At 42.8% G+C, this 11,919-nt stretch carries 12 protein-coding genes and 1 tRNA gene; 7 read left to right on the forward strand and 6 right to left on the reverse strand.

Features of this window, described 5'->3' with window-relative positions:
• Nucleotides 1-25: 25 nt before the first annotated feature.
• From ribH to A4S05_RS26400, 6 genes are all read left to right on the forward strand, one after another.
• The gene (gene ribH, locus A4S05_RS26375; RefSeq protein WP_069072750.1) at nucleotides 26-604 is read left to right on the forward strand and encodes a 6,7-dimethyl-8-ribityllumazine synthase; all 579 of its coding nucleotides are present in this window, start codon (nucleotides 26-28) and stop codon (nucleotides 602-604) included.
• 124 nt (nucleotides 605-728) lie between these two features.
• Nucleotides 729-800: transfer RNA gene (locus A4S05_RS26380), tRNA-Gly, on the forward strand.
• An 881-nt stretch (nucleotides 801-1,681) separates the two neighbouring features.
• The gene (locus A4S05_RS26385; RefSeq protein ID WP_069072751.1) at nucleotides 1,682-2,089 is read left to right on the forward strand and encodes a hypothetical protein; all 408 of its coding nucleotides are present in this window, start codon (nucleotides 1,682-1,684) and stop codon (nucleotides 2,087-2,089) included.
• Between the two features lie 4 nt (nucleotides 2,090-2,093).
• Nucleotides 2,094-3,359: a glutamate-5-semialdehyde dehydrogenase gene (locus A4S05_RS26390; RefSeq protein ID WP_069072752.1), complete on the forward strand. Its 1,266-nt coding sequence runs from the start codon at nucleotides 2,094-2,096 to the stop codon at nucleotides 3,357-3,359.
• A 310-nt stretch (nucleotides 3,360-3,669) separates the two neighbouring features.
• Nucleotides 3,670-5,241, forward strand: a complete 1,572-nt coding sequence (locus A4S05_RS26395) for an alkaline phosphatase D family protein (protein WP_069072753.1) — start codon at nucleotides 3,670-3,672, stop codon at nucleotides 5,239-5,241.
• 598 nt (nucleotides 5,242-5,839) lie between these two features.
• The gene (locus A4S05_RS26400) at nucleotides 5,840-6,691 is read left to right on the forward strand and encodes a universal stress protein (RefSeq protein WP_069072754.1); all 852 of its coding nucleotides are present in this window, start codon (nucleotides 5,840-5,842) and stop codon (nucleotides 6,689-6,691) included.
• A gap of 302 nt (nucleotides 6,692-6,993) precedes the next feature.
• On the opposite strand, the gene psbM is transcribed toward A4S05_RS26400, so the two are convergent.
• From psbM to A4S05_RS26420, 5 genes are all read right to left on the reverse strand, one after another.
• Complete coding sequence (gene psbM / locus A4S05_RS39420) at nucleotides 6,994-7,110, reverse strand: photosystem II reaction center protein PsbM (RefSeq protein WP_084227279.1); 117 nt, start codon at nucleotides 7,108-7,110, stop codon at nucleotides 6,994-6,996.
• A 514-nt stretch (nucleotides 7,111-7,624) separates the two neighbouring features.
• Nucleotides 7,625-7,921: a 2Fe-2S iron-sulfur cluster-binding protein gene (locus tag A4S05_RS26405; RefSeq protein WP_069072755.1), complete on the reverse strand. Its 297-nt coding sequence runs from the start codon at nucleotides 7,919-7,921 to the stop codon at nucleotides 7,625-7,627.
• 184 nt (nucleotides 7,922-8,105) lie between these two features.
• A complete protein-coding gene (locus A4S05_RS26410; RefSeq protein ID WP_006195022.1) occupies nucleotides 8,106-8,243 on the reverse strand; it encodes a photosystem II reaction center protein K in 138 nt (45 codons plus the stop codon).
• Nucleotides 8,244-8,321: 78 nt separating this feature from the next.
• Entirely contained in the window at nucleotides 8,322-9,470 is a 1,149-nt protein-coding gene (tgt, locus tag A4S05_RS26415; RefSeq protein ID WP_069072756.1) for a tRNA guanosine(34) transglycosylase Tgt, read from the reverse strand.
• Nucleotides 9,471-9,703: 233 nt separating this feature from the next.
• Entirely contained in the window at nucleotides 9,704-10,156 is a 453-nt protein-coding gene (locus A4S05_RS26420) for a hypothetical protein (protein WP_069072757.1), read from the reverse strand.
• A 376-nt stretch (nucleotides 10,157-10,532) separates the two neighbouring features.
• Between A4S05_RS26420 and cobS the strand changes: the two genes are divergently transcribed.
• Complete coding sequence (cobS, locus tag A4S05_RS26425; RefSeq protein ID WP_069072792.1) at nucleotides 10,533-11,306, forward strand: adenosylcobinamide-GDP ribazoletransferase; 774 nt, start codon at nucleotides 10,533-10,535, stop codon at nucleotides 11,304-11,306.
• 100 nt (nucleotides 11,307-11,406) lie between these two features.
• On the opposite strand, the gene A4S05_RS26430 is transcribed toward cobS, so the two are convergent.
• A complete protein-coding gene (locus A4S05_RS26430; protein ID WP_069072758.1) occupies nucleotides 11,407-11,862 on the reverse strand; it encodes a PPC domain-containing protein in 456 nt (151 codons plus the stop codon).
• Nucleotides 11,863-11,919: the final 57 nt, after the last annotated feature.

An 11,919-nucleotide genomic window follows, 5' to 3' on the forward strand; every position in this document is an offset into this window, starting at 1 on the left:
AAGTATAGTTGATAAAGAGGCAGTCATGGCAGTTTTCGAGGGAACTTTTACTCAAACGGAACCTTTGCGTTTTGCAGTGGTTATTGGTCGATTCAATGACCTCGTTACCGGAAAGCTGCTAGAGGGTTGTCAAGATTGTTTGAAACGCCACGGTGTAGATCCTAACCCGCAAGGTAATCAGGTGGACTATGTTTGGGTGCCAGGAAGTTTTGAAGTACCTTTAGTAGCTCGGCAACTAGCACTTTCCCATCGTTATGATGCTGTAATTTGTCTAGGTGCAGTTATTCGAGGGCAAACACCCCACTTTGATTACGTATCCGCCGAGGTTTCTAAAGGCATTGCCGCCGCTAGCTTTCAAACTGGAGTGCCAGTGATTTTTGGCATTTTGACAGTAGATACTATGCAGCAAGCCTTAGAACGGGCAGGCATCAAAGGTAATCATGGTTGGGATTATGCCTTGAATGCCCTAGAAATGGCAAGCCTCATGCGGCAACTGCGTTCTAACCTGGCAGAGCCATATTCTCGTAATAGCCAATCTTTGCCAGCCTCTTTTCAAGGTGCCAGCATCGGCAATTTAACTGCGGAGTCAGAAGAACTAGGCTAGGGCGTCATTAGTCATTTGTCCTTTGTTATTCACTAATGACCAATGACCAATGACTAATGACTAAATAAATTAAGGGGTTGACAATTAAGGATAAATCTGAGATATTGATATATGGCAATTGATTGCGGGTGTAGCTCAGTGGTAGAGCGTCACCTTGCCAAGGTGAATGTCGCGCGTTCGAATCGCGTCACCCGCTTCCAACTAAAACCTCTTAGAGTTAAAAAATTCTAAGGGGTTTAGTGTTTTTAGGGTGCATTTCAGTGTTCGTCGATTCACTCTTCAATCCTGTGGACAGATAGAGTAAACAAATCGTCTACTCTCCCAATTTGAATATTGCCCACTCAAATTGTGTCACCCACTCGCTAAGAAATATAAAACTCAGCTTCACAATAGTTTAGATATTCATTAGCTTGACTACAATCTTTATAGGTGTAATCAATTTGTTTCCTATAGGGTGTATTACACTGGACTAAAGGTGGCTACTTAAATAATAGTGTTGTCAGGTGCAAAACGTCTTTTAGCAGTGAAGTGAGCCACAATCTATTTGGGCAAAGAGTCACACACATTCTCTGGATGTTTTGCCAATTTCCGCTCTTGAAATGCTGATGAGATGCAAGGAATACAGATTGGAGATAATCCCGATCTAACCTTGATAGTTGGATAGTAATATATAGTAACCCCAAGGAAAATTAGCGGGTTTATTGGTGTCTGTTGTTTATCAGCGTAGCCTTCCCAAACGATTTGTTTTAGGAGTGGTCGCCACGTAGGCTTAAAATTGTACCAGGTGTGTCAGCATAATAAATGCCCAAAAACGCAACCACTTACCTTGAAAGCGACAGATGAAGAGAAGGAAATTTTTCAATAAGATTGTCAGCTATGGGGAAAGACTACAAACAGAGAACCCCGTACTGATATGGCAATTAGGATACCTTAAGTTAGCTACATCTACTGTTTGCAATCATGGCGATATTTGCATCGCCTGTCTATCTATATAAAGAAAGAAGCCTTATCAGGCATTTACCAAGACATTATATTCTCGTAGTTCGTGTAAAACACGCTCAAGTTATTAGAACGCTTGTGCAATCTCAAAAACCTGAAAAAATCGACTTCAATACCGAATACCCCTGTCCCTGTCGTCGCCGGGGTCAGTTAATTCCGATTACGCTGACAGAAGCATTTGGTTGCGATCGCTGTCAGCAAATCTTTGTAGTAGAAGATAATGGTCATGTCCTAGAACAGCTTTCTACCACCTATCCCTACAAGCGGGCTTGGCGTTGGATGGGAAATAGTTGGCATGTTGTCCATCCCCGCTTGGGAGAAAGCTATCTGCCTATAGCACTTGGCATTATTTTCGTGCTAGTGATTATATGGCTGCCATTAGCACTGCGATTGGCAAATAGTTCCAGTATTATTGCTTGGGCAATGGTGGCGGTGCTATTAGCTATTCTGCCAGCACTAATGGTCTGGCTTACCTACAGACGTTAACTCAATGACTGTTGAAGTTTTGGATGACCACCCCGAACCGATTACTAGTGCCCAACGAGCCTATCAAGCTTCCCTAAAGTTGGGGATCACAAAGGGAGCAGACCGGAGTCGTGCAGTATTGGCGATGGCACAGGCTCTTGAGCGCTCATTTGACGACATTCTAGAAGCCAATACCTTGGATTTAGAAGCCAGTCGGGAAATGGCAGTGCCAGAGTTGATATTGGATTGGCTAAAGCTGACTCCCACAAGGCTAGAGACGACCGTGGACATTTTACAACGGTTGGGGGAATTATCAGATCCGCTGCGGCGCGTCAGAACCGCCGATTATCAACTGGAAGATTCCCAAAGTTACACCCAGTTAATGCCCTTGGGAGTGATTGGATTTATTTATGAGGCGTTCCCCGATTTAGGAGCGATCGCAGCGGGTTTTTGTATCAAAACTGGCAATAGTATAATTCTCAAAGGTAGTACTGAAGCTAGCCACTCTAACGCTGCGATCGCTGAGGTATTGCAAAATGCGATCGCAGAAGTTGGTCTAACACCAGGTTGTGTAGAACTGATCACAGCAGAACATGGTGCTTCAATTCGGGATTTAGTTACCCAAGACGAGTACGTGAATTTAGCGATTCCCTACGGACGTCCCAGCTTAGTGCAGCAGGTTGTACGACAAGCAACTTGCCCAGTTTTAAAGTCAGCGATGGGTAACTGTTATCTCTACTGGTCGCTAAATAGCAGCTTGGAAATGGTGCGCTGGATGATTCTTGATAGCCATCAAAGTGAACCCGATCAAGCCAACGCCATTGAAAAGGTACTAATTCATCGTCAAGCCTTGCCATCATCTTTAGCAGTTCTGTGGAATAGCTTGATGGAAAAAGGCTTTGAAATTAAAGGAGATGCAGAACTAGTAGAAGCTTTTCCCCAATTGCAGTTGGTGAAGGAAGGCGAATGGGGAAACCCTTATTTAACGAGGACAGTAGCTTTTAAACTAGTGGATAGCTTAGAGGGTGCGATCGCTTGGATTAATCAATACAGCAGTGGTCATGCCGACTCCATCGTGACTGAATCCTACCAGGAAAGTCGCCAGTTTGCTTTAGGAGTTAACAGTGCCTCTACCTACATCAACACTTCCCCGCGTTTTTCCCGCAACCCCTCGCGGGGAGATTCCGTGTTTCTCGGTATGTCTAACCAAAAAGGTCATCGCCGGGGATTTATCAGCCTGGAAACCTTGACCACCGTCAAGCATATTGTTCAGGGAAATGGCAGATTTTAATTAGGAGGCAGGAGGCAGGAGGCAGGAGGCAGGAGATAGAAACTCTTTATATCTGATGCGTGAGTCCTGCATTTTGTCGCTTACTTAAAAAGCAAACTGCTGTAGTTGGGGTCTGAATCCCTCATGTCCAATGCCCCAATCCAATCTTAAAGTTAACAAAATCTTAATTTCTGCTTGATCCGAGGTTGCTAGGTTCGTTGTATTTGGTTGAGCAGGCAATTGAGAAATCAGTCAAATCAAGCATTATTTGTGCTTTGGACAACTGACTCTCCTGAATGCCAACTGTATTTACATCTGGGTAGGGGTGAATATGGAACTTATGGATGGCACGCGCCTATTAGCAAATCGGTGCAGACGGCGGAGTTTTTTGTTGGGTGCAGGATTCTTAACGGGGTTAACAATCGCTAGTCAATGGCATCCAGTATCAGCTAATTCAAGGTTTTCTGGCTATCCATTCAGTCTTGGTGTTGCCTCTGGCGACCCTTTACCGGATGGTGTTGTGATCTGGACACGACTAGCTCCAAATCCACTTTCTGGAGGTGGAATGCCAGTCGTAAATGTTCCAGTGCGGTGGCAAGTTGCCCTTGATGAAAACATGAGACAGGTGGTGCGTCGAGGAACGGTGCTGGCGACACCAGAATTAGCACACTCAGTTCACGTTGATGTCCGTGGACTAGACCCTGACCGTTGGTACTGGTATCAATTTCAAGCGGGTAGAGAAGCTAGCCCCGTTGGGCGGACTCGGACAGCACCAGCGTTTTATGGCTCTATCCAACAATTAAATTTTGCTTTTGTCTCCTGTCAAGACTGGCAAAATGGCTACTATACGGCTTATCGGCATTTGGCTGATGAAAACCTCGACCTTGTGGTTCATCTCGGTGATTACATTTACGAATATGGCCCACAATCTGGTGGGCCCCGCCAGCATAATAGTCCAGAAATTGTAACTCTTTCCGACTACCGCGATCGCCACGCCCTGTACAAAACTGACTTGAATCTCCAAGCTGCTCATGCGGCTTTTCCTTGGATTGTCACTTGGGATGATCATGAAGTTGACAATAACTACGCCAACTTAATCCCGGAAGATAACCAAACCCAAGAGGCTTTTAGGAAGCGCCGAGCCAATGCGTACCAGGCTTACTACGAACACATGCCTTTACGTCGGTCTTCATTGCCCAATGGCCCAGATATGCTGCTTTATCGGCGGTTCACCTACGGTAATTTGGCTGAGTTTAATGTACTAGACACCAGGCAGTACCGCAGTGACCAACCTTGTGATGATGGGCTGAAACCTCGCTGCCCCGAAGCTTTTGATCCAAATGCTACGATGACTGGCTCAAAACAAGAGCAGTGGCTACAAAAAGGGTTAGACCAATCGCGATCGCGCTGGAATGTGATTGCTCAACAGACTATACTAGCCGAGTACAATTTTAATAGTAATCCCGGTTTAGGTGTCTTCAATGTGGATCAGTGGGACGGTTACGTAGCTGCACGTAATCGGCTCTTGAGTTTTTTAAACCAGCGCCAACCTTCTAATCCAGTGGTGATTACCGGAGACATTCATTCTAGTTGGGTAAACGACCTAAAGCTTGACTTTAAGAACCCAAACTCACCGACGGTAGGCACTGAGTTCGTAGGAACTTCAATTACCTCTGACTTTCCTGCCCAATTCATTGCTCCAGTTCAAGCTTCCCTAGCCAACAATCCTCATACTAAGTTCTTTGACGGTGCTTTCCGGGGATACGTCCGCTGCAAACTTACTCCACAACGCTGGCAAAGTGACTACCGCGTGGTATCGAGCATTGTTGACTTGAATGCTTCTATTAAAACCCTAGCTTCCTTTGTAGTCCAAAACGGACAACCAGGGGCACATCTAAGTTAAGCAAACCTCACAAGTAATCAATCAAACCCCCCAAATAGAATCTGGGGGGTTTTAATATAGTATTAAATATGACTTTAACTATTAGAACACCCGTATTTTTTTGCTGTTTGGATATAGCAATCCTATCTGAGTTACAAAAACTGCAAGAGACTTAAAAAAATCTGAGAATATGGGAAATCTAGGAGTAGTGTAGACTATTCAAGCCAGAAGCGATCGCCTGTTAGAAATTACACTGAATCAATCTTCCTAAAGAATTATTTTGGCATTTCTTTGCAATACTTAACTAACTTCTAATTACAAAAAGTGAACATAGATTAAAAATGATAACTAACATCATAATTTATTAAGTTCTTCAGGCTAAATTGAGAGTATGCTTAATAATTGAAATCTAGTTGAAAATTTAAGTAACTAGGTGCAAATAGACTTAAACATTTGTTGAGTTTCTTATACTTTGCCATTTGTTTGAGGGTTAAATACTAAAAAATAAAGTTTGTTTGTGCCTAATTACTAACTAGGTTGTCGAGCAAGGCGGTTAAAATCTGACCTGAGCCAGTTAATAACAGCGAAAACAAAAGTAAACTTAACAAAAATTCGTAAGATGATAAAAAGAATTTTGCTAGCTGTATCGGGATTGGGACACGCAGAAGAAATGCTCAAAACCCTAAAAGAAATCCCTTCAATTCAATCTGCAAAAGTTACAATTTTGCATGTTGTTCAAGCGCAAAGTACCGCTGCTACCATGACAAGTAAATGGGAAAATGGTGGTAAAATTCTGGCGAACGCCATTCAAACTTTGAACTTAGATCCTAGCGAGGTTTCTTCAATTTTGCGCGAAGGCGATCCCAAAGATGTAGTTTGCCAAGTAGCTGATGAAATCGACGCTGACTTGATTATTATGGGTTCACGCGGACTGAAGCGGCTGCAATCGATTTTATCAAACTCAGTCAGTCAGTATGTTTTTCAACTATCTTCTCGCCCCATGTTGCTGGTGAAAGATGATATTTACGTCAAAAGAATTAAGCGGATTATGGTGGCAATCGACAATTCAGATTCATCAAAAAACTGCTTAAAATTGGCACTGTTTCTACTGCGAGATATTCAGGGTGGCGAGTTAATTTTGGCAAATATTAGTACAGATTTAGGCGGTAAAAAATCGGAAATAACTCAGGTTAACTCAGACAAGAATCCAGTTTTGGCAGCCGCCGTTGCCGAAGCTGAAAAACAGGGCATCCAATCTCGTTCTTATATCAGCAGTGGCAAACCTGGTGAAGAAATTTGTCGATTGGCAGAAGAGTTAAATATAGACTTATTATTACTCGGTTCTCCAGATCGTCGTCCATCCATCGCTAAGAGTTTTGTTGACATAGATAGACTCATTGGTTCTTCCTTGTCTGACTATGTTCGAGTTAATGCCACTTGTCCGGTATTGTTGGCGCGGACAATCGCTTAAGAGGTTGTTTGAAAAGTAGTATGTTGTGATTTTAATCGAATTATTACCCCCCTTAGTCCCCCCTTATAAAGGGGGGAAACAATAAAATCCAGTTCCCTCACGCCACATGCTTCAAGTCGGCGAAGCCGCCCAACGCAGTGGCTCCCCTTTATAAGGGGAGGGCTAGGGTGGGGTAAAAAAATTTTATACATCAATCATGACTTTTCAAACATCCTCTAAAGGAGATAGTGCTAAATTAACGTTTGATAAATAAAAACCCCTACACTATTGGTGCAGGGGTTATTTATTTTATACACAAACTCTTAACTATCTTTTCCACCTTCGCGGCTAGCAGTTTGGATGTAAAGAATTAGTAAAAACACAGCGGGGACAAGTACGAACAAAATGCTCGCGATGAACCCCAGGTCATTAACTTGCATGGCAAGAAAACCTCTCTTGAATTTCCAGTCAACAACATTAGGATAGCATCATCGATGACAGAGTTATACCAATTCAAAATTCAAAATTCAAAATTCAAAATTCAAAATGAGTAAACTCAATTTTGGTAAGTATTTTGACTACTGACTGGATACAAATTGTGAAAACGTGAACTACTCAGACCTGCCTACGGCTGAAGTCTGAGCTTCCCAATTCATCGGGAACAGCCTTAAAAACTCCGCAGTTTTTTTGGTCTTATATTCCCTCCAAGGGCAGGAGTCCTGGTTCCCAAGACCCAAATTTTTTACTTGCAACATATACCTAATTAGCTTGGTTTTCGCTTATGGCATTGATGGTCAAGATATTGGGTATTTTACCAGGAAAACAAGCAGGATTCGTCATCCATAAGCGAATTTGTTTTGACTCTTCGTTTAAAATCAATTCTAGATGCAATCCTCAACCCCCGCTATTCATCCCCACCCTACTAAGAGTTGAGGGTGGGGACTTCCGGTACTGTTAAGGTTTTGTGACTACGCTAACTGAGCCATTCACTAAAGTTTGACAGGCAAGGCGGTAATTTTCTGGCTTTTTCTTGAATTTCCGGTTTTCTACGTCTGTGCGGGGGGAAAGATTTTCTAATCCTTCAACTATCTCGACAATGCAAGTACCACATTGACCATTACCGCCGCAGTTGGTCATCTTGCCAATGAATGTATATATGTCAATACCATTTTGTATCGCCTTGAGCCGGAGATTAGCACCATCTGCCGCCACGACTTCTTTATTTTCTTTAACGAATTTGATATTACCCATAACTGATTCCTCCTTGACTCTAAGCTTGGCTTTCAAGGCTTCATATTGACATGGCTTGATTCACATCTTAGTTATTATACTAATTCATTACAAAATATTAATAAATATTAACTTTGCAAAACATTGCATCACAAAAAATAGGACAGGTAGAGTACCTGTCCTATAAATTGAAAAATAGATTAACTTACCTAAATCCCACGGCTGCTTGCCAAACAAAGGCAAGTAACAAGAAGAATACAGGGATGACTGGGAGAACGTCCACCAAAGGATCAAAGATTTGGTAAGCTTCAGGCAGTTTTGCTAATAAAAGTGCTGCTTCCATGTTTGTTTAAATCCACCTATCCAACACAGCTTTCATAATTGAGAAGTATCTTAACATGGTTTGAGTCTTGATCATTTGTCAATAGTCATTTGTAATTTCCCCTTCATCTGGTGCTGGTTCAGATGAGTTGAGCCAGTGACCAAATTCTGTGGCAAAACGATCGCTCAATATTGCTTCTCTAATATGCTGCGTAAAGCGAATTAGTTCGGTAATGTTGTGAATGCTCAACAAGGTATAAGCTAAAATTTCCTGCGATCGCACTAAATGAGATATGTAAGCACGGCTGAAATTTTGACAAGTGTAACAGGGACAAGTTTCATCTAATGGCGTAAAATCTTCACGAAACTTAGCATTTTTTAAATTCCAGCGTCCGCCCTTGACTATTGCTGTCCCATGTCTCGCCCAGCGGGTGGGAATTACACAATCAAATAAATCTACACCAGATGCGATCGCGATCGCCATTTCTCGATAAGTACCCACACCCATCAAATAACGCGGCTTGTCGGGCGGTAGAAGCGGTGCGGTCACTTTGACAATTTCAGCCATCAATTCTGGTGGTTCTCCCACACTCACCCCGCCAATGGCATATCCGGGTAAATCCAACTTAGCCAAAGCTTCAGCCGCATGACAACGCAAATCTAAATACACGCCCCCTTGCACAATCCCAAACAACGCCTGTTCACTGTGTTGATGAGCCGTCATGCAGCGTTCTAACCAGCGGTAAGTGCGTTCAGTTGCGGTTTCTACTTCTTGGCGAGTCGCTGGGTAAGGCGGACACTCATCAAAGGCCATAATCACATCGGCCCCTAAAGTATTTTGAATTTCAATAGAGCGTTCTGGTGTCAAGTTAATAATTCGTCCATCATGGGGTGAACGGAAAGTTACACCTTCTTCAGTAATTTTTCGCATCTCGCTTAAGCTGAAGACCTGAAACCCACCCGAATCTGTGAGCATTGGGCCGTTCCAACCCATGAACTTGTGCAACCCACCACCCCCAGCCACGATAGCTTCCCCTGGCTGTAGGTGAAGATGATAAGTATTGGATAAGATCATTTGCGCCCCAGTATCTCGCAGCTGAGATGGCGTGATAGTTTTGACATTTGCCAGCGTTCCCACTGGCATAAATCTGGGGGTTTCTACAAGACCGTGAGGGGTGAAAAACACTCCTGCTCTAGCTTTGGTTTGACTACAGCAAGCAAGACATTGAAAAGAAAAATTCGCACTCATGCCATTTTGGATTTTAGATTTTAGATTTTGGATTGTGAAACGCTAATTGGTAAAGAGTTTCAGAAATCCATAACTAGCAGCCATAAAACCAAATGGTATTAGGGCAAAATTAATGTTATTTGGCTAAATTATGGACAAACATAAAGAATGGTAATTGAGTTTTAGTGAACACTTAAGCATTCACGACTAACCTAGTTACCAACTTTAGGAGTATATACTGCAATAATTGTTATTTAGAAAGAATCACAACAGTCATCGTCGATTTCTGCATCCCACCTGGCTGAGAGTACTTGCTCCATCATCGCTTCTATGGCACTGACATTGAAGCTTCGCTCTCGTCGTTCTTGTAAGGGGGTTGAGCGGGGAATCAACCGCAGACACACTCCTTCTTGCATCAAATCGAAGTAGGTTTCTTGTTGCGGTGACTGTTTTAGTTCCAAGTAATCAAAACTACAAACATTCAAATATAGCGCGTGGTTAGCCACTAAGGTAGACCTTTGCGGATTGGCAAAAACTTCCATCACATCCCCTTCACCCTCGCTCAGTACCTTATCTTCGTGGGTGTAGATGTAGTGGACTCGACCTAAATCCGCCAGCAATCGCCGGATGTCGAGCTTATTCACAATAATGCCCGTGTTAATAATGCACGGAGCTGGTATCCTGGTGTCGGGTAGATGGTGACTCATAGGAAAATAGCGATTGAGCTAAGGAGAGCAACAACAGAGCTAAACTGTCATAATCGAATAGCTTGTTTACTCCCTACATTTAAAAAAATATCAATTTTATGGGGCAATCGTCTAATAATTTGGAGTAAGTTTTTAGTTAACGAATACAAAACACAAATTTTGCTCCCTGATGGAATTTTAACTTCCTAAATTACTTGTTTTCGTATAAAAAAGTACTCAAAAGCACTGACTATCCACTTAGACCAGCATAACAAAATTTTCCAGGAGAATATCTGATAGAAGTAAATCTTATCTAAAGTTTTAAAATCTGGTTATGTCGGTTGTACCGAAATCAAATCCATTATCCAGCAATTTACCAAAAATTAATGTAACTCTGATGACGAAACAGCAACAGTGGTGGAAAAAGCTGCTGTTAAAGCTGGCAGCTAGTATTATATTTTACACAAGTATTCCACTACCTTATTTGAACGCATTGGACTTTGGGGGAGTGGCACGTCTTGCTTCCCTTGTAGGATTGATAATTGGGGGAATTTTAGGGTTTCTGGATACGGGGATGGATTATCTTGGTATGCCCGTGCTAACTCGTAGTGCTTTGGTAGTAAGTATTTGGATTGCCATTACTGGAGGATTGCATTTAGATGGGGCAATGGATACTGCCGATGGTTTAGCAGTAGGTGATCCAGATCGACGACTGGAGGTGATGGTAGATAGTGCTACAGGAGCCTTTGGGGCAATGGCTGCGATCGCCTTGGTGATACTAAAAATAACAGCTTTGACGGATATACCAGAAAACCGTTGCTTGTTGCTGATGGCTGCTTGTGGCTGGGGACGTTGGGGACAGCAGCTAGCGATCGCGCAATACCCTTACCTGAAACCAACTGGCAAAGGTGCATTTCATAAACAAGCTATTCGTTCTTACAAAGATTTGTTACCGGGATTGTTGTTGTTGTTGAGTTTGAGTGGTTTACTTGTGCTGATAGATAAACAGCAGCTATTTTTCGCACTGGCAATGATAATTGCTGGAAGTGCGATCGCCACTTTAACTGGTGCATGGTTCAACCACAAACTAGGCGGACACACCGGAGACACCTACGGCGCAGTCGTCGAATGGACTGAAGCCTTATTTCTCTGCGTATTGACCGCCTTTTAAAAAATGAGGGGACAGGGGACAGGGGACAGGGGACAGGGGACAGGGGAGAGTAACTCTTTATTAATGGCTAATGACAAATGACAAATGACAAATGACTACTTCATTTAATCGGTTGCAACTTTGTCACCTTAAGTTTAAAAGCCCCAACCCCAGTTTCCCCAAAAGACCGGACACGAATAACATAATTCCCTGTCTCTACGATGCGAGTAAATAGTAGTGAATTGCTACTACCATCAGGGCCGTCATCATTTTCTGCCAGAGTCGAACCATCAGGTGCTAGAAGTGTGATGATGCTGTCAAAGCTTTCAGATGAAAGGTCAACTGCTAAATTATCGCCCTTCTGTAAGTTCACTGTGTAATCACGGGCAAACCCACCTTGACCTGTGGGAATATCTTTGTCTGAGAGGCTATCGGCAAGTTCAGTGCTGTTAGATAAAGGTATTGGACTATACAATTTATTTTGAGCAAAAGCTGCACTTGTACTGATGCCTATTGCCAGCAATGTAGCAGGAATAACGATGAGTTGTTTTAAACCTGCCGCAAAAACTTTATTCATATACACTTCAAGGAATGTTTCTACAAAAATAAGGTAAATTGGTCAATTTATCCACTT

The organism is Nostoc sp. KVJ20 (genome assembly GCF_001712795.1).
Classification (GTDB): domain Bacteria; phylum Cyanobacteriota; class Cyanobacteriia; order Cyanobacteriales; family Nostocaceae; genus Nostoc.